The sequence below is a fragment of the Pseudobdellovibrionaceae bacterium genome (genome assembly GCA_019637875.1).
Lineage (GTDB): Bacteria > Bdellovibrionota > Bdellovibrionia > Bdellovibrionales > Bdellovibrionaceae > JAHBUW01.
Genome location: JAHBUW010000009.1, coordinates 144,608 through 160,632, shown reverse-complemented (window position 1 = coordinate 160,632; position 16,025 = coordinate 144,608). Strand labels below are relative to the sequence as shown.

19 protein-coding genes are annotated in these 16,025 nt (G+C 59.1%); 5 read left to right on the top strand and 14 right to left on the bottom strand.

Annotation, left to right across the window (positions count from 1 at the left end):
* The first annotated feature begins 13 nt into the window (after nucleotides 1–13).
* A complete protein-coding gene (locus KF767_12640) occupies nucleotides 14–454 on the top strand; it encodes a hypothetical protein (GenBank protein ID MBX3018732.1) in 441 nt (146 codons plus the stop codon).
* 1 nt (nucleotide 455) lies between these two features.
* On the opposite strand, the gene KF767_12635 is transcribed toward KF767_12640, so the two are convergent.
* The 4 genes from KF767_12635 to KF767_12620 all read right to left on the bottom strand — a co-directional run bounded on the left by KF767_12635 (nucleotide 456) and on the right by KF767_12620 (nucleotide 4,617).
* A complete protein-coding gene (locus KF767_12635; protein MBX3018731.1) occupies nucleotides 456–1,643 on the bottom strand; it encodes a hypothetical protein in 1,188 nt (395 codons plus the stop codon).
* Nucleotides 1,644–1,659: 16 nt separating this feature from the next.
* A complete protein-coding gene (locus KF767_12630) occupies nucleotides 1,660–2,295 on the bottom strand; it encodes a hypothetical protein (GenBank protein MBX3018730.1) in 636 nt (211 codons plus the stop codon).
* On the bottom strand, nucleotides 2,283–3,692 hold the full coding sequence (locus tag KF767_12625; protein ID MBX3018729.1) for a hypothetical protein: 1,410 nt from the start codon (nucleotides 3,690–3,692) through the stop codon (nucleotides 2,283–2,285). Before KF767_12625 ends, KF767_12630 begins: the two co-directional genes overlap by 13 nt.
* Nucleotides 3,693–3,777: 85 nt before the next feature.
* On the bottom strand, nucleotides 3,778–4,617 hold the full coding sequence (locus KF767_12620; protein ID MBX3018728.1) for a DUF4423 domain-containing protein: 840 nt from the start codon (nucleotides 4,615–4,617) through the stop codon (nucleotides 3,778–3,780).
* Between the two features lie 160 nt (nucleotides 4,618–4,777).
* Here KF767_12620 and KF767_12615 point away from each other — a divergent pair, with 160 nt between their 5' ends.
* Nucleotides 4,778–5,323, top strand: a complete 546-nt coding sequence (locus KF767_12615; GenBank protein MBX3018727.1) for a hypothetical protein — start codon at nucleotides 4,778–4,780, stop codon at nucleotides 5,321–5,323.
* 157 nt (nucleotides 5,324–5,480) lie between these two features.
* On the opposite strand, the gene KF767_12610 is transcribed toward KF767_12615, so the two are convergent.
* Nucleotides 5,481–6,434 carry a hypothetical protein gene (locus KF767_12610; protein ID MBX3018726.1) on the bottom strand — a complete coding sequence of 318 codons (954 nt, stop codon included), beginning with the start codon at nucleotides 6,432–6,434 and terminating at the stop codon, nucleotides 5,481–5,483.
* Nucleotides 6,435–6,523: 89 nt separating this feature from the next.
* On the opposite strand from KF767_12610, the gene KF767_12605 reads away from it, so the two are divergent.
* From KF767_12605 to KF767_12595, 3 genes are all read left to right on the top strand, one after another.
* Nucleotides 6,524–7,282: an ankyrin repeat domain-containing protein gene (locus KF767_12605; GenBank protein ID MBX3018725.1), complete on the top strand. Its 759-nt coding sequence runs from the start codon at nucleotides 6,524–6,526 to the stop codon at nucleotides 7,280–7,282.
* A gap of 95 nt (nucleotides 7,283–7,377) precedes the next feature.
* Complete coding sequence (locus KF767_12600) at nucleotides 7,378–8,178, top strand: hypothetical protein (protein MBX3018724.1); 801 nt, start codon at nucleotides 7,378–7,380, stop codon at nucleotides 8,176–8,178.
* 303 nt (nucleotides 8,179–8,481) lie between these two features.
* The gene (locus tag KF767_12595) at nucleotides 8,482–8,997 is read left to right on the top strand and encodes a TMEM165/GDT1 family protein (GenBank protein MBX3018723.1); all 516 of its coding nucleotides are present in this window, start codon (nucleotides 8,482–8,484) and stop codon (nucleotides 8,995–8,997) included.
* On the opposite strand, the gene KF767_12590 is transcribed toward KF767_12595, so the two are convergent.
* The 9 genes from KF767_12590 to KF767_12550 all read right to left on the bottom strand — a co-directional run bounded on the left by KF767_12590 (nucleotide 8,994) and on the right by KF767_12550 (nucleotide 15,901).
* A complete protein-coding gene (locus KF767_12590) occupies nucleotides 8,994–9,971 on the bottom strand; it encodes a trypsin-like peptidase domain-containing protein (GenBank protein ID MBX3018722.1) in 978 nt (325 codons plus the stop codon). The two genes, KF767_12595 and KF767_12590, sit on opposite strands and share 4 nt — an antisense overlap.
* 121 nt (nucleotides 9,972–10,092) lie before the next feature.
* Nucleotides 10,093–10,308 carry a hypothetical protein gene (locus KF767_12585; protein ID MBX3018721.1) on the bottom strand — a complete coding sequence of 72 codons (216 nt, stop codon included), beginning with the start codon at nucleotides 10,306–10,308 and terminating at the stop codon, nucleotides 10,093–10,095.
* A gap of 161 nt (nucleotides 10,309–10,469) precedes the next feature.
* Nucleotides 10,470–10,859: a hypothetical protein gene (locus KF767_12580; GenBank protein MBX3018720.1), complete on the bottom strand. Its 390-nt coding sequence runs from the start codon at nucleotides 10,857–10,859 to the stop codon at nucleotides 10,470–10,472.
* A gap of 81 nt (nucleotides 10,860–10,940) precedes the next feature.
* Nucleotides 10,941–11,351 carry a hypothetical protein gene (locus KF767_12575; protein MBX3018719.1) on the bottom strand — a complete coding sequence of 137 codons (411 nt, stop codon included), beginning with the start codon at nucleotides 11,349–11,351 and terminating at the stop codon, nucleotides 10,941–10,943.
* A gap of 61 nt (nucleotides 11,352–11,412) precedes the next feature.
* Nucleotides 11,413–12,498 carry a hypothetical protein gene (locus KF767_12570; GenBank protein MBX3018718.1) on the bottom strand — a complete coding sequence of 362 codons (1,086 nt, stop codon included), beginning with the start codon at nucleotides 12,496–12,498 and terminating at the stop codon, nucleotides 11,413–11,415.
* Between the two features lie 115 nt (nucleotides 12,499–12,613).
* Entirely contained in the window at nucleotides 12,614–13,720 is a 1,107-nt protein-coding gene (locus KF767_12565; protein ID MBX3018717.1) for a hypothetical protein, read from the bottom strand.
* Nucleotides 13,720–14,505, bottom strand: coding sequence for a hypothetical protein (locus KF767_12560; protein ID MBX3018716.1), 786 nt, complete (start codon nucleotides 14,503–14,505; stop codon nucleotides 13,720–13,722). The genes KF767_12565 and KF767_12560 overlap by 1 nt, the downstream gene beginning before the upstream one ends.
* A gap of 8 nt (nucleotides 14,506–14,513) precedes the next feature.
* Nucleotides 14,514–15,167 carry an ABC transporter permease gene (locus tag KF767_12555; GenBank protein ID MBX3018715.1) on the bottom strand — a complete coding sequence of 218 codons (654 nt, stop codon included), beginning with the start codon at nucleotides 15,165–15,167 and terminating at the stop codon, nucleotides 14,514–14,516.
* Entirely contained in the window at nucleotides 15,164–15,901 is a 738-nt protein-coding gene (locus KF767_12550; GenBank protein ID MBX3018714.1) for an ATP-binding cassette domain-containing protein, read from the bottom strand. The genes KF767_12555 and KF767_12550 overlap by 4 nt, the downstream gene beginning before the upstream one ends.
* Nucleotides 15,902–16,025 lie beyond the last annotated feature (124 nt).

Sequence of the window (16,025 nt, the reverse complement as noted above, 5' to 3'; positions counted from 1 at the left end):
AAGAGGTCCCCCTATGCAGACACCCCAGAAGTTCATTTCGGTCATCGCTTTATCTCTCTTAGGACTCGCTTTAGCGGGTTGCGCTTCCGGTCGTCCCATCCTGGACGATAACGCGAAAATGGCCCGTGTGGGTGAAGCCCGCGCGGAACAGGATATCGACGAATGTCTGGCGCGCGCGGATAAATATCTGGCTCGTCACAAAGCCGACATTCAGAAAAAAGAAGTCGTGAAGGGCGCCGCGACCGGCGCCGTGGTCGGTGGACTCATCGGCGCGTTCTCGGGCAAAGGTCTGGGCAATGCGGTCGGCGGAGCGGCTTTAGGCGCCGGCGTCGGCGCGTCGGGTGCGTACGTCGACAACAAAATGGTCGGCGTCTCGAAAGAAGATCACCTCAAAAATCGTTACGTCGAAAACTGTCTGAAACGTAAAGACTATGAAGTGATCGGCTGGAAGTGAGTTAGAGCCCGATCAGAATTTTCATGAGCGTCGGCGGGACGTACACCAAAACCGGAAGCGGTTTCCCGTCGACGACCGCGGTGAACGTCACCGAATCCGTTTTCAGGCTCGCGAACAAGGGATAAGGTTTCAAAGATCCCGTGGCGCGGAAAGCCCCTTCGTAATCCATCTCTTTCGAAATCCCACCGATCAAAAACGACGCGAATCCACGATCCGCAACCGAGAACACCTGCTGCTGTTCCGGCAGTTGGATGGTGACCGAAGGTTTAGCACCCAGCGTTTTCGCGGTCGAAACTTCTAAATTCACGTCGCCGATTTCCACCGGGGTCGAGGTCGCGTATTTTTTCGCGAAGACCTTCCAGCGGGGACCCGCGCTGGGCGCCGGATCTTTCTGGAAGACCAAGCAGGCGTGATCCTCTTGCAGACGGAAGAATTTCGGATTGAAAGTTCCCGAGAACGTGCAGATCTCGAAATCGAGTGGCGGCGCCAGGAAGGGTTGGATCGGGTTTTTCAGATAGAACGAGCTCAAGCGAGTGCTGAGCGCCTGCTCCAGGAAAACCTCGGACATCAGACCCGTGCCGGTATGGGGAACGCCAAAGACGTGACCGAGTTCGTGCATGAAGGCGTACTGCAGAAGTTTGGGGTTCTGCCAGGCTTGCGAGATCAGCTGACCTTTGTTCTCGTAGGCATGGGCACCGCGATCGGAGGCGATAAAGATCGTGCCTTGGCCGCGCATCTTTTCCAGGTCGTAGCTTTTGCGGATGCTGACGCCGATATAGGTTTCGACACGCTTGACGATATCGCCCGTGGCGCTTTCGGTGCGGGTCAGGTAGTCGATTTCTTCTTGATCGAGCGTGCCGTAGCCCACTTTGATTTTTAAATCGACATCGTCGCTGCAGGCCTCTTCGATCCAAGGTTGGGTCGCGAGTTCTACGATCCCGGGGGTGGCCTGCATCCGCGCGACTTTCATTTCATCGCGCCAGAAATCGAGCGCCGCCGTGAAGCGGGCGTGGGCTTCGTCGCGGGTGGTGGTCACGCTCGTCGTATCGACGACGAAACAGTAGCGGATTTGATTCACGTTCTTCACGAACCACGGATTGCGATCGAACAAAAAGACTTCGCCACCCGAAGAAACCCAGCCCCCACGTTTGCCGGGGGCGGCGCCAGCGATGAACGTCCAAACCAGCATCAGGACAAGTAAAACCCTAGCGAACACCGGCGACTCCTTTTTTCTTCAGGTAAAAATCCGTGTGCATGTCGCCGACGTAGACAAGGCTTTCCAGAAGCGTGGGGCGGCGAAGAAAGACGATCTGGTACAGTTGTCCCATGGAGCTTGCGCTCGTGCGGACGTCGATATTGACGGACACGCCGGACTCTTGGCGCAGCTGACCGTTTTCGATCAGCGAAACCGTGCGGTGAAAAACCGACTGGATTTCGATGCTGGTGACGGGACGACGAAAGTGTTCGAAATTTTGCAGCAGCGGAACGAGCCAGCTGCCCGAGCGTTCGAAATCCGCGCGGGTGAATTCGGCGGCGAAGTTATTGGTGCCGTAAATCGCCGCGGAGTCCTCGGTGCAGTCCTCGACGGCAAGGTCGAAGACGCGCGCCTCGGGCGGCGCGTCCGTGCAAGTGTCCACGCACATATGGGCCGAGCACTTGGCTTCACAGCGAAGGACGCTGCGGGAAAAACCGACGCGCTCCCCGCAGCGAATGGCGGACTCCCAGGTCGGGCGTCCTAAGCGGTCATTCAGCCGCTCCAGCTCCCCACGCGGATCGATGATTTCGATCGCTTGCGCGGGGATAAAGGCGAAAAGGAAAAGCAGCGCGATCAAGGACCGCATTGCACCACCGGTTGGCACTGGAAGAGCATGGTCACGCCGGCGTTCTCGCCCGCGATTTTCGATTCGTAGTCGCGGGGAAGGTATAGGTCGTGGGGACGTCCGTTCACGCTGACGGCGCCGATGACGTAATCGAACGAATGTTGCACGGACATGCGCACTTGGCCGATCGTGGGATCTTTGAATTCGGTGGTGACGTTGTCTTTACAGCTGCGCAGGGTTTGCAGCGGGAAGCCACGGATCGCGGTGCCGCTGTGGATCGCGTCCTCCAGCGAGCGGAGCGAGGTCTCGCGCGCATCGTAAGCGGTCAGTGTGCACATCACGGGGCGATCGCCGCCGGGACCGGGGCCGATGGGGGTCGAATCTTGACCGGGACCGGGCTCTTGCATTCCGGGCAGGGCGATTTGCGAGGCGTACTCTTCGAATTCGGCGCGGGTCGCGTTGCGGCCGTTGATCGAGTAGCTTTCTTTGAACTCCGAGAAGCCTTTCATCGAAGCCGACATCGCGAGCGTCGTCGCCGAGTCGCCGAAGTCGTAGCGCTGCGATTGCGACATCTCCATGTTGAAGAAATCGAGCGGCAAAGGACCGAAGCCGGTGCCGCCGTTGTTCGGGGGCGTGGGCATCGAGTTTTCGTCGGGCATGGTCATATTCATCTTCATGCCGTAGTTGATGGCGGTGCTGAAGACCTCGCCGGTCAGCAGTTCACCTTGTCCGCCCAGAGTCCCGCGAACATCGGCCGCGACCGATTGGTCATTTCCTTGGACGATGGTGCCCGAGATAGTGCCGCGCAGACTGATCGTCTTCGCGCGCAGCTCTTGTTGCATCGCGGGGGTCTTCGCGGTCAGGTTCATCAGAATCGTGGCCTGGATGTTGTTGCCGACCTTGCCGCCTTTGATTTCGATCAAAGCTTCGAGCGGGCAGTTCGGTCCGCTGATCGAGGCGCGCATATCTTTGATGTCGACGTCCATGCTGGGGGCGCCGTTTGCCGGGGGAGCGCTGGTGCCCGGGTCTTTGTCGATCGGCAGGTCGAAGACGCAATCGTTCGGGCTCAAAACTTTTTCGATGTTGCGGGCCGAGTTGTCCGCGTTCAAACGGATTTTGTCGGGGCTCGCCGGCTTGGAAGTCCCGGGAGTCGAGCCGGGAGTCGTGTCGTTGCCGGTGCCGGGCGGGAAGATCGGATCCAGCGCCATCCACGCGATGTGGCGGGGGGAAGGGCGGGGCGAGGTCTTCGACGACGAAGACTTGATCTCGAACAGCTTTTGTACGGAGCTGAGCGCGTGCGTGGCTTGTTTGGTCATTTCGGGGCTGGCCGCGGGACGCGCGGGGCCCGAGGAGCCGGAATTCGAACAACCGAGGAGCAAAAGAGGCAAGGCCAATGCGGCGACGAGAGTGCGGATCACGGAGGACCTCCGGTGGGTGAAAAGTGAACGCCCCCGTTCTCCTGAAGGGCGGCGCCCGAATCAATCGCCGCCGCGCCGCCTTGTTCTAGAAATACTTCGCGAAGTCGAAACTCATCTGGAAGACGTGCCGCGAGTCCCCGTCAAAGCTCAGCTTCTGCACGTCCTGCATGAACTCGCGGAATCTTTTTTTGACTTTCTGGAATGTGTCGTCGTCCCCCGTGAAGGTCACGAAGAAGCTTTCCTTGTCGGCCTCGTTCGTCGAGCCCAGGCGCTGGATCAGATGCGTCTTCACCACCTGCTGATGGAGCCGCATCAAAGGATGGTCCGGGCCGTAGTGCGGATAGCGGGTTTTCACCTCTTTGATCTGGAACGGGTCTTTGCCCAGCACGAGGAATTCGTTCTTTTCGAGCGTCAGCAGATACTCTTTGAGTTTCGCTTCGGTCAGGCCGAGCGGGGTCATCAATTTGCGCGGATTTTTCTCGTAAGCCTCGATGAAAAGCGCGACGTGAACGAGCATGCAGTAGGGGTTCAGCAGATAGGACATTTCTTCGGCGAGCCGGGCGTTACTTTGGTTTTCGCTGTCGACGCTCAGGATTTTTTCTTTGCGCGTTTTCTCGATGCGCTTCTGCAGGAACTCGCGCCGCTCGGGGCTGGTGGCCACCGCTTGTGAGCGCAGCAGGAAAAGGTAGTCGATTTCTTCCGGCAGAAGCTCCAGCATCTGGCCCATCTTGAAGAGATGGTCTTCGTTCAGGTGCGCCTTTTCGTCGTTCAGCGCTTTGGACAGAAAGGTCGCCTGTACGGGCAGGCGTTCGGCGATCTTCGCGAGCGTCAGCGTGGGCCGTTTCTTCTTGAGGTCTTTGACCGTCTCTTTGAGCGCGGCCTTATAACAGGTGTGGGCGTAGAAAACCGGAGTCGTTTGCGCCATAATCCCTCGCTTCTTATACCGCAGGTATAGTTCTTTCCCCGAAATTGCAATTCGAATTTATATTTCAAGTGGAAGCCACTCGGTATCTTGAGTTCAGAAGAAGAGGTCTTCTTCGCTGAAGAACAGGATCTTCAGAAACAAACTTAAGAGGAGAGCAGCAATGAAAAAGCAAATGGTAATGGCATTTATGGCCCTGACGGCAATGGTTTCGATCAGCGAAGCGGCGGTCTCGGGTGAAAGCGTGATGTCGGCTCGTGAAGACAACAAAATGGGAGCTTACGTCGCAATCGGTCGTCCTTTCCCGCAACTTTTGGGTTTCAACGTCGCTTACAACGTGAATGACCGGATCCGCGTGAACGTCGGTCACGGTGAAATGTCGGTGGCGACCGGTTTCGGTTTCGACGGACAGAATCTGACCGTCAGCGAAGCGAAACTGACGACCATCGGTCTGGGCGCGGAATACTTCTTCACCGATTGGGCGATGCGCCCCACGGCGGGACTTTCGATCTCGCAGAACACCTACTCGGGACCCGAGGGGGGATTGAGCGTGAACGGCGTCGGCGCATCGGGAACTCTGCTCGTCGCGAACGCGGGCTTCGACTACCAAAGCAAAGGTGGATTCAACCTCGGTTTGGGTTTGCAGAACATCGTCGCGGGCAATGCGGGCGGTGGCGGCTTCTACCTGGCCGGCGGTTATTTCTTCTGAGTCTTTTCATCGGGGGACCTTTCGGGGTTCCCCCGATTCCGAGATCAGTTCAGAGAGCAGTCTGATTTGAACTTCGCCCTTTCCCGCCGGATCGACCGAAGATGTTCCTCCTGCTCTCGGAGCGCTTTGGCCGGTCCGGCTTCTTCGTCGGCTTCGCCTAGCGCCGCAGCCAACCCTTCCGGTTGAAGTAGACATAAATCGCGATCACGATCACGGCCATCAACCCCAGCGCCATCGGATAACCGGCGACCCACTCGAGCTCGGGAATATGTTTGAAGTTCATCCCGTAAATTCCCGTGACCAAGTTCAAAGGCAAAACGAAGACCGAGAAGACGGTCAGGACGCGAACGACCTCACCCGTGCTGTAGGTCGCTTCGTTGAGTTTTTGGGACGCCAGCGAGATGTGCAGATTCAAAAGCGTGTTCACGTTATCGAGAAGCTCATCCGCGTAAAAAATCAACGAATCGACTTCATCTTTCAGGTCTTGGTATTTGGTGGGGACCTTGTCCATGGTCGCCGCGACCTTCGGCAGAACGTCGAAAGTCATGCGGATGATGCGTTTGAACGCGGCCGCCCGTCGGCGCAGATAGTAGCCGTTCTCGATGTGGAAGGGCTGACTGCCGCGCGTGCCGAAAACGCTCATCTCTAACTTTTCGAGATCGTTCAGCGCGGCGTCGATGGGCGCCTCGTAAGAAACAAGCGTCCCGAGCAGAATTTCGTAAAGCAGCGCGGGTAAAACCTCACCTTCGCTGCGGGCGCCGACCGCGCCCCACTTTTCGCGCATATTTTCGACGAAGCCCTGATCCGTGCGGTGCACGGTCAAAAGAAAATGCGGAGTGTAGAAAACGGCGATCTTCCGCGTGAGCTCCTGAACCTCGTCGCACTCTTCGCCGCAATGTTCGTCGAAAGTCCGCACGATCAGGAAATTGATCTCGCCGATCTTCTCGTACTTGGGTAAGTGCTCCGGGTCCAAACAGTCCTGTACGGACGTGGGGTGCAAGCGGAACTCCTCCGCCAGCGCGGTGACTTCTTCGACGGTGGGCGAAACGACGTCGACCCAAAGAAACTCTCCGTTCGCCGCGGCTGTTGAAATTTTGGTTCGGCGTTGCATGCGCTTACCCCCTCTTGCGACTCTCGCGTCGGTTCGCGGCAACGTCAAGATTGGTAGCCACATCCCCCAAGATGGCGCAGAATTCCACCATGCGAAAATTCGTCTGGCTCGTTCTTTTTTTGGGGGGATGCGCGACCCTCGCACCGAAACCGGAGGCGGAACTTCTTCTTGCGGCGGCGGCGGGGGATGTCGAGGCCGTCCGTGAGGCCGTCGCGCGCGGGACGCCGGTCGACTCGCGCAACGACGATGGATTGACCGCGCTGATGACCGCGAGCTTCCGCGATCGCGCCGAAGTCGTCGAATGGCTTTTGCAAAACGGCGCGAGTGTCGGGGCCCAGGACCGTGATGGGCAAACGGCGCTGCACATGGCGGTGACCGGGGACGCCTTACGCGCGATTTCGAAATTGTATGCGGCGGGTGGCTCGATGGATCCCGTGGATGCCGCAGGGGTAACGCCTTTGATGATCGCCGCGCAGAAGACCCGGACCGGTCCGCTGACGATGTTGCTGGACGCGAAGGCGCAGGTCGACTTCGTGGACGCGAACGGTTGGACCGCTCTGCATTTCGCGGCCAGTAAAGGTGAGCCGCGCCTCGTGGCGGCGCTTGCGGCGGCGGGCGCGCGGGTGGACCTCCGCGATAAAGCGGGCCGGACGCCCCTCTATCTCGCCGTGGAGGACATGAATACACCGGTCGCGGAGATCTTGATGAAGGCGGGCGCCGATCCGCGCGTGGCCGATGCCGCCGGAATCAGCGCCTGGACGTTGGCGGGCCGTCTGCAACTCCCCCAAATGACCCGTGTGCTTTGCGCCCGCAATGAGCTCCATAAGGAAGCGCGATGTCGCCCTTAGTCAAAACCGAAAACGAACCACTTCGGTTTTGACGCTGAATCCGCCCTTCGGTTTAACTCCCTTCGCAAAGAGACCACTTTTTTCGAGGGGGAAAAATGGGTCGTTTCGTCGCTTTCCTGATTGCATCCAGTTTGAGTTTCACGACCCACGCGTTGCGCATCGAAGATGCGCTCGTCGGTCCCAGCGGGCTTTCACCCGTGCGCCCGAAGGCGACCAGCTTTCAAGAGATGGCGCTTCATCACGAAGTCTTCAGCCAATACACGGGACACGCGAACGCGAGCGTGTACAACGTCCGTCAATCTTATCGCAACACCGATTGGACCCGCGTTCCGGAAATTTCCGAAGCGGACCTGGCGAAGCTTTTCCAAAACGTGCGCGATAAAAGAATCTTGAAAGACGGTAAGGGCCGCGCGCGTCGCCTGACCTGGCTGTTCCCCGACAACGGCTGTTTCGCGCGTGCGGAGTTGATGAACGAGGAGGCCGGAAATCTGGGCCTCACCAAACCGGGCAAGATTTTCGTCTTCGGAAATCTGCAAGTGCGCACGGACTTCCACCCCGATGGGCTGGTGACGTGGTGGTATCACGTGGCCCCGGTCGTGCGCGTGGGGAACGACGTTTTCGTCCTCGATCCGTCGATGGATCAGTACAAACCCTTGCCCGTCGCGGAGTGGGTTCGCCAAATGGACAGCGCGGTGGACGTTTCGATTTGTTCGTCGCATAGCTACGATCCCGATTCACTCTGCGATTACAAAGCGGGCAGCCAAGCCCGTCGCGCGATCATGGACGAGAACTTCTTCATGATCGAAGAGTGGAATCGCGTTTTGGATTTGGGGCGTAACCCGGAATACGATCTGGGCGACTTTCCGCCGTGGTCCAATCACCAACCGATCCCTTGACGGGGGTCTCTCAACTGGTTTACACCTGGAATTGTTAGGGAGTAGCGAATCGTGGGTCCCTGAATCCACGGAGTGACGGTCGACATACTGGGCATAACCCCCGGCCGCCACAAGGTTCCAACGGAACCTCCGCGAGACTGACATGAGTTCAATTTGTTTGGACCGTGTCGTTTCGCGTTTGAATTCGGGCTCCCGCCCTTCCTTCAAAATCGAAGCGTCCGATCCGAGCTTTAGCGAAAGAGAAAGTCCGTGGGCGCACTCGAAATTTTACTTCAAGGTTTTATCACGATTCTGATCACCGAGATGGGCGACAAAACCCAGCTCTTGGCATTCGTCTTGGCGACGCGATTCAAGCGCCCGGTTCCCGTCATGATGGGCATTCTGGTCGCGACGATTCTGAACCACTTGCTGGCCGCAAGCGTCGGCGTGTGGATCAGCAATCAGATTTCGCCACAGACGATGGCGTGGGTTCTGGCCGCCGCCTTTTTGGGGTTCGCGATTTGGGTGCTGATTCCCGACAAAGAGGACGATGGCGAAGTTTCGGCCAAGTACGGCGCATTTCTGACGACCCTCGTGGTTTTCTTTTTGGCCGAGATGGGTGACAAAACCCAACTCTCCACGGTCGCCCTTGCGGCGCAAACCCAAAGCTGGTTCTGGGTCACGATCGGCACCACGGCCGGGATGCTCGTCGCGGACGGGTTGGCCGTCATTTTCGGTGAGCGTGTCACGCGCGTGATTCCGATGAAGTGGATCCACCGCTTTGCGGCCTTGATGTTCGTGAGCTACGCGATCTGGATTCTACTGGCCGCGTCTGTTTAGCGGCAGGCGTTCGCGCCCAAGGCTTGGGTGATCGCGGAACGATGCACCCGCAGATCCACGGCTTGGGTCCGCCAGGGAATGTAGTTCGTGCCTTCGGCTTTCCAGGTGGAGCGCACGATGGCCACGACCCGGTCGAGCTCGTCGAAAACCGGGGAGCCGCTCGCGCCCTTTTCCCCGTCGATGGAACTCATCAGAGTTCCGCCGGGGAACATCCACTTGAGCGCGTCTTTCGCTTCGCCGATCTCGGCGTTTTTATCGTAAGTGTTTGCGTCGGCGGTCATCTCACCGCGGGTCCACATCAGCGTCGTGCCCAAAGTCAAAAGCGGCGCGAAAGGATTGTCCGTCTTGCGCGCGAGCAGCGGGTACGCCAGTCCCAGGACGTTCGGGACGGGATCGCGTTGGTCCTCGGAAAGCTCCGCGCATGCCGGGGACGTCATCCGCGCGTCCTGGTTCGCGGCGGCGGTGGCGGCGGTCCGCAGGCGCACCAGCACGAGATCGCCGCGCCCTTCGAAACCGTTCGACATCAATTCCGTGACCTGTTCGGGCGCGAACAGGGCCATCAAGGTCAGCGCTTCGCGCGGCTCGATCCAGCCGGGGCCGAAGATCGCCAGGATCTCGGCATTGCCGTCAGCGAGCTTTTTGCCAAAACGAAGCGGGCAGCGGTGCCCGATCGCTTCCTTCGTGGGACGCATGAGGCGAACCTCGCTGTCCGTGAGCTTTTCGGTCTGGAGCGTTGCGGGCGTTTCCTGCAGGCAGGGCTCCACGCAGTGCAGGTTGGTCAGCAGCTCGCCCGTGCGGCCGACGAAAACGCCGGTGCATTTTTGTTTCGGGAAGTGGACGGGGATCGTGGAGTCGATGGCGTTTTGGTGTCGCGTGCGTTCGGCTTTGGGCGCTTGCGCGGCCATGATGTAAGAGCTCGCGAATGCGGAAGGGGTCAGACTCAAGACGACGGCGAAGGTCTTCCAAAACATCATGGGCCGAGAGTCGCAGCTTCGCGGTGGATTTGAAAGCCCCCGGGGAGCTTTTACAGGACCGCCAATGAAAAGAGCGCCCGCGGGGGGCGCTCCAGGTGGTTCCCGAGGTGCGGGAACGAATTTAAGAGGCTTTCTTGCCCCCGGTGGGCAGGGCTTCTTCCGTCGTCGTGGGAGGAGACTTCGCGTTTTTCCACTTGGCCATGTCGATGACCTTCGCGCCTTCCTCTTTTTTGGCTTCTTCGCGCATCTGTTCGATCAGCTCGCGGTCCTTTTTGTGGAAGTAAGCTTCCTCAAGATTATAGCCGTTGGTTTTCAGACTCCGGATCACATTCGACATTAAGTCTCCTCCGTATGCGCTACTCAACGCAACCCGATCAGTCTCTCGCAAAACGGGTGGGGTGGGTGAAAAAACGCACGCCGGTCCCAAGCCGGCGCATCCGGTATTTCTTTTCATGACGGTATGAAGAAGCAGTCGTGATGCCGTCTTTTTCCGAGACGTTACCGCAGCCCTTCCTGCACCCAGGCCTCGACTTGGCGGATCTCGGCGTCGGCCAGTTGGCGATTCGGCGGCATCGGGTTGCTGCTCGAGCGCATCCGCGCGAGGATCCGTGCGGACTTGGCTTTCGCGGCATTGAAATCCATGACGTTCAATCCGGCGGTGGGTGTGTTTTCGTTGTGGCAAGAAGCGCAGCGTGCGCGGAAGACGTTGCGGCTCGCGTTCGTGCTGGTCAAATCCAGGAAGGTGATTCCCTCTTGGGGCAGGTTATCTTGAGCCAGTCCCGCAGAGCTATTCGCGGTGATCAAGCCGGATTCACGAACCGGGCTGCAGGCACTCATCAGAATCGCCATCAGGATCAATGCGCCGACTTGGAAGGATTTGGTGTTCATCTTGCCCCCTGTGAATCCAGTTTCGCCGATCGGCGCGGGGGCGTGGCTGACATGATCAACCCGGTCGTCTCGATCCGGGACTCAGGGGCCGCGGACCTCGTCCATCAACGTTTGCAGGTCCGGCAGCGGGGTGGTCACCTTCACGCGGTCGACGACGGAGGTTCCCGAGTTGTCGCAGATCGCGATGTTCTCTTTGACGGATTTCACGCAGACGACGAATGAGGACGGGCTGCTTCCCACTTTCAGCTCATCGAAAGTTTCGAGCTCACGGTAGAGCTCGGGATTTTGTTCGCGCATCTTTTCGCGGTAGGCACTTTCACCGAACGACATGAAGCTAAAACCGGTGGTGAACTTCAATGATTCGTGGAGCTTGCGGTTCGCGAGCGCGAACTCGGAGCGGAAGTCTTTGAAGTCCCCGGTGGCTTTCGGCGCGGAGGGGCTGGTGCAGCCCGCGGTCAGCATCAAGATCAGAAGTGCGATCGTTGTTTTCATGAGGTCAGCTTAACGGCGCCGGCCCGTGGGGGCAAGCGCCGAGGACTTTTAGAGCGGCCGCTTAGAACTTCGCGGCGGTCATTGCGGCGCGGGTCAAAACGACCTGGTCGTTTTGCGAGTACACCACGCAACCGAGCTGGGCGTTACCGCCTTTGTGCAGATCTTCGTTACATTTTGCTAACGCGACCGCGGCGTTTTGCTCGATGGTTTTGTTTTTGTCGTACTGAACCCACAAGTGACCGTAGCGCGAGATCGCGAGGACGGGTTTTTCTCCGTCATTCGCGAGTTTGCGGATGCCGGTGATGTACGAGGCCGCGCGTTGCGCGTCCGAGATGAATGGAATCGACGCCGCCGAAAAAGACAACGGCGCGAACTTCAAATGACGCACGGTCGTGTTGAAGTTGAAGGACGAAACGTTGAAGTGCACGGTGTTGCCTTCGGCGTACAGCGTACAGTGGTTTTCGTCGAGCGCTTCGCATATTTCCAGCGCGCGGCGATTCGCTTCGACCTGGGATTTCCCCCAACCGCGCAGGACCTTCCCGTAAAGGCCGAAGGCGATGGCGTTGTAATCTTCCTTCGAGTTTTCCCATTGGTCTTTGAACAGAGCTTCCCAGTACTTCAGAAATCCGGGAATACGCGCGACGTCCACGTCGCGCATGCCCGAATCGATCATCGAGATCTGCTGGGTCAAGAACGCCGCTTCGTCGAACTTGAACTTGTTGCCTTCGGCCAAGAGTCCGCAAGGCTCGTCGTGCGCCAGCAGTTGGCACCACTCAAGAACGATCTGGTTCGCTTCGTCCTGACTTTCGAAACGTGAATTGCCGACGGCGAGACCGACGCCCGAAGGCGCGACGGCGATCGCTTTCAGCGTGGTGAGCGCGGCGTACTTTTTCAAGTCGTCAATAAGGCGACCTTTGGGCGCATAAGGAATCAACTTCGCGTTGAAGGTGTCGCCGGCTTTGAAGCCCGAAGATCCGGGAAGGACGGGATCGACCAATCCGGGATCGCGACCTTCAGGTTCGGTATTGAGTGACGCTTGAACTTCAGGATCCGAAGCGAAGCCTTGGCCGCAGTTCTGGAAAGCGGTGATGAGAAGGCCGGTGGCGAGCGCGAGCGAAAGTGCGGTAGAGATACGACGACGTCCCAAGATGATCCCCCTTTTTCCTACCCCACTTTTCGATAATGCAAAATGCGGGGCCAACCCCGCGCACGATTGTCGCGGGGAAAGGAGCCCGGAAGGATGTCGAGGTTGACCGATCCGTTTAGATCTTCGGCGTCTCGGCCCGAGACGCCAACGGCAGTTGAGCGACGAGGGCGCGGGCCGCGCGTCGCGCCCGCTCGGGATCGTCCGGCGCGTCGATCTCGAGATAAAACCGCGTCAGCCGCGAGACCTTGTCGATGTTCAGATCCTCCACGCGCAGAAGCCGGAGGTGGGCGATGAAAAGAAGGCCGTAGCCACGTTGCACGTGCCTGAGCTCGAGATTCCACTCCTTGTGCGCGAACTCGAAATACGCTTTCAAGAACGGCGCGAGGCCGCCGCGCTCTTGCACGAGAGCGGCCAAGAGCTCTTCCACCCGCGCGAGGTCCGCGGCCCGCACGACCCGCAGCAGGTATTCGGGATAAAACGTTTCCTCCACCAGCGGCAGATCCAGATATGCGGCGACCTCGCGGTCGATCTCGCGGATCTCGGCCCGTTCCAAAACGGAGTTCAGGGACAGCAGATCCAGCTCGACTTGGTTTTGAAAATCCGTCTGCCGCAGTCGCGTTTCATAATCCTTGAGCGAATCCCGGATGGCGACGAACTCGCGGTCGGCGATCTCGAGAAGGCTCGCGATCTGACTGAAGCGGCGGCGCAAGTCACCGGGTAACTCCGCATCGGATTTGTAACCCAAGTCGTGTTCGATCTCGGCCCACGCGTGCTGCAGGATCGTGCGGATTTGCAATTCGAAGCGGGGCGTTTCGATGTGGGCGGGAAGAAGCGCGCGCCACTCCGCCGGAATGGCGCAGACGTAATGCAACGACCGGTAACCGAACTTCCGTGAGTCGTCGCTTTGCAGACGATTGACCGAATTCGAGTAGTCGACGTCGAAAGCGGACTCGATCAGATGCGCGACCCGCGGGATCGTGTCTTCCGAGTAGGTCACGATCCGGAAGGCGAGCAGATCCGTCACTTCGCCGAGGCTCGCGTAGTCCCGGTCGGGTCGCGCGAGTTTCTTTTCCAAACTGGCGCGGGTTTTGATCCGACCGTTCAATGAGTGCAAATTCAAGTCGGCGTCCTGCAGAAGCTCGCGCAACCGGGGCTCGAGTTTCGTGGCGATCTCCTGATACGCGGGGGCCCAGCTCTTTTCGTAGTCCGCGCCTCGGCTCATCACTTGGTCCATGCCGAAGGGCGTTTGTAGCCTTTGAATCGACGATCCGCGTAGGCTTTGAATTCATCCGAGTTCAAGGCGGTCCGCAGATCTTGGGCGAACTCGGCTTGCAGGTTCTTCTCGGCGACGACGGCCCAGTTGATGAAGTCGTCGGACTTCTCCCGCGTCAATGCCGAGTCGAGCGCGATGCCCGCGTTCGTCGCGTAGTTGCCGTTGATGACCGCGAAATCTACGTCCTGCGTCGCGCGCGGGATTTGTGCCGCCTCGAGCGGCAGGACTTTCAGGTTCTTCGGGTTCTTCGCAATGTCCTTCGTGCCGACGAGCAGCGGATTCGCGTTGGGGGCGAGCTCGATCCAACCCTGATCCGCCAGAATCCGCAGCGCGCGCGCCAGATTCGTGGGATCGTTCGGAACGGCGATCGTCGCGCCGGGCGAAACGTCCGCGAGGGCCTTACGTTTTCCCGCATAGAGACCCAGCGGGGCCGTCGGCACCTGCGCGAGCGGCTTCAGCGCCAGCCCTTTTTCTTTCGCGAAGGTTTCGAGATAGGGTTTGTGTTGAAAGATGTTGGCATCGATGCGGCCCTCGGCCAGGGCGATGTTCGGCGTCACGTAGTCGGTGAACTCGATCACGCGGACTTGGTAGCCCTTCTTCTCGAGGATCGGCTTCAGACCGTCCTTGGCGAGGTTGGCGAAGTCACCCGCCGTCGTGCCGATGGTCAAAGTCTTCGCCGCGAGCGCGGGCGCACCGATGAGGATGGCCAGCGCGAGTTGGAGCAGGATTTTCATGAGGACTCCTATTTACGATTGTAGCGGGCCGCCACGCGGTTCCCGGTGAATTGAATCAGTTGGACGATCAAGATCAAACCCGCGACGGTCACGACCATGACGTCGGTTTGAAAACGGTAATATCCGTAGCGGATGGCCAGGTCGCCGATCCCGCCGCCGCCCACGATTCCCGCAGCGGCCGAGTACGAAACGAAACTCACGGCCAAGGTGGTGAACCCCAAAATCAAGGCGGACTTCGCCTCGACGATGAGGACGCTAAAGACGATCCGAGGGGTCGAAGCCCCCATCCCCACCGCGGCTTCGATGATCCCGCGCGGGACTTCGTTCAAAGCGAGCTCCACCAGCCGCGCGAAATAGGCGATCGCCGCGATCGCGAGCGGGACCGACGCCGCGACGGGACCGATGGTGGTCCCCGTGATCGCGCGGGTCAGCGGACCTATGGAAATCAGCAGAATCACGAAGGGGAAGGAACGGATCACATTGATGAGTCCCCCCACCGTGAACGCCAGAAAACGATTTGGGCGCAGTCCGTCCGGTCGCCAGAGATAAAGCAAGATGCCGAGGGCGCCGCCGAAGACGAGGGCGGCGCTCAGGCCGATCGAAAGCATCTGCAAAGTCTCGAGACTCGCTTGGTAAAGTTCGGGTCCGAATTCGAAACTCATGCGATCTCCAAAAGCATTTTGCCGATGGGGGAGGTCGGATGAATCGCGTGATCTTGGACCTCAAGCACCTCGCCGACCGTGCCCGCGTCCAGAATCGAAACGCGGTGGCAGATCTTGCGGATGACGTTCATTTCGTGCGTCGTGATGATGATCGTCAGGCCCAGCGTGCGATTGATGTGTTGCAGGCATTCCAGGACGTCGCGTTTGGTGATCGGGTCCAGCGCGCTGGTCGGCTCGTCCGCCAGCAGCAGCTGCGGGTGATTCGCGATCCCGCGCGCGATGGCGACCCTTTGTTTTTGTCCTCCGGAAAGCTGGTGGGGATAGCTTTCGATTTTTTCAAGAAGTCCGACGAGCTTCAGGCATTCTTCCACCCGCGCGCGGATTTCTTCTTTGGGCCAGCCCGCGATTTTCAAAGGGAGCGCCACGTTTTCCGCGACACTTTTGTTCGAGAGCAAATTGAACTGCTGGAAGATCATCCCGATTTTTTGCCGCACCTCCCGCAGTTCGCGGGGCTTGAGCGGCGCAAGCGCGCGGCCCTCGATCACAACGTCTCCGTCTTCGGGTTTTTCGAGCAGGTTGAAGATTCGCAGCGCGGTCGACTTTCCCGCGCCGGAAAGCCCGATCAGTCCGTGAATTTCGCCAGTTTTCACTTCGAGCGAGAGCTGGCGCAGGACCGGCAGGCTTTTGCCGTCGGGGCCGCGGAACGATTTCGAGATCTTCTTTAACTCAAACACTTCGACTCCATCGCAGGGGCCGACGGGAGCGCAGGGGTAAAACACGGAAGGGTGGAATAGGGAGCCGCGAAGACGGGACTCGGGATTCTACGCTTTAGCTGTTTTACGCCCGCAAGCTGCACTC

Excerpts from the sequence above, each read along its gene's own strand:
- KF767_12620 (MBX3018728.1), bottom strand. The coding sequence starts at position 4,617 with ATGGCGCAAACGACTCCGGTTTTCTACGCCCACACCTGTTATAAGGCC.
- KF767_12580 (MBX3018720.1), bottom strand. The coding sequence starts at position 10,859 with ATGAACACCAAATCCTTCCAAGTCGGCGCATTGATCCTGATGGCGATT.
- KF767_12555 (MBX3018715.1), bottom strand. The coding sequence starts at position 15,167 with ATGAGTTTCGAATTCGGACCCGAACTTTACCAAGCGAGTCTCGAGACT.
- KF767_12560 (MBX3018716.1), bottom strand. The coding sequence starts at position 14,505 with ATGAAAATCCTGCTCCAACTCGCGCTGGCCATCCTCATCGGTGCGCCC.
- KF767_12615 (MBX3018727.1), top strand. The coding sequence starts at position 4,778 with ATGAAAAAGCAAATGGTAATGGCATTTATGGCCCTGACGGCAATGGTT.
- KF767_12610 (MBX3018726.1), bottom strand. The coding sequence starts at position 6,434 with ATGCAACGCCGAACCAAAATTTCAACAGCCGCGGCGAACGGAGAGTTT.
- KF767_12590 (MBX3018722.1), bottom strand. The coding sequence starts at position 9,971 with ATGATGTTTTGGAAGACCTTCGCCGTCGTCTTGAGTCTGACCCCTTCC.
- KF767_12585 (MBX3018721.1), bottom strand. The coding sequence starts at position 10,308 with ATGTCGAATGTGATCCGGAGTCTGAAAACCAACGGCTATAATCTTGAG.
- KF767_12600 (MBX3018724.1), top strand. The coding sequence starts at position 7,378 with ATGGGTCGTTTCGTCGCTTTCCTGATTGCATCCAGTTTGAGTTTCACG.
- KF767_12575 (MBX3018719.1), bottom strand. The coding sequence starts at position 11,351 with ATGAAAACAACGATCGCACTTCTGATCTTGATGCTGACCGCGGGCTGC.
- KF767_12605 (MBX3018725.1), top strand. The coding sequence starts at position 6,524 with ATGCGAAAATTCGTCTGGCTCGTTCTTTTTTTGGGGGGATGCGCGACC.
- KF767_12565 (MBX3018717.1), bottom strand. The coding sequence starts at position 13,720 with ATGAGCCGAGGCGCGGACTACGAAAAGAGCTGGGCCCCCGCGTATCAG.
- KF767_12595 (MBX3018723.1), top strand. The coding sequence starts at position 8,482 with ATGGGCGACAAAACCCAGCTCTTGGCATTCGTCTTGGCGACGCGATTC.
- KF767_12640 (MBX3018732.1), top strand. The coding sequence starts at position 14 with ATGCAGACACCCCAGAAGTTCATTTCGGTCATCGCTTTATCTCTCTTA.
- KF767_12630 (MBX3018730.1), bottom strand. The coding sequence starts at position 2,295 with ATGCGGTCCTTGATCGCGCTGCTTTTCCTTTTCGCCTTTATCCCCGCG.
- KF767_12635 (MBX3018731.1), bottom strand. The coding sequence starts at position 1,643 with ATGCTGGTTTGGACGTTCATCGCTGGCGCCGCCCCCGGCAAACGTGGG.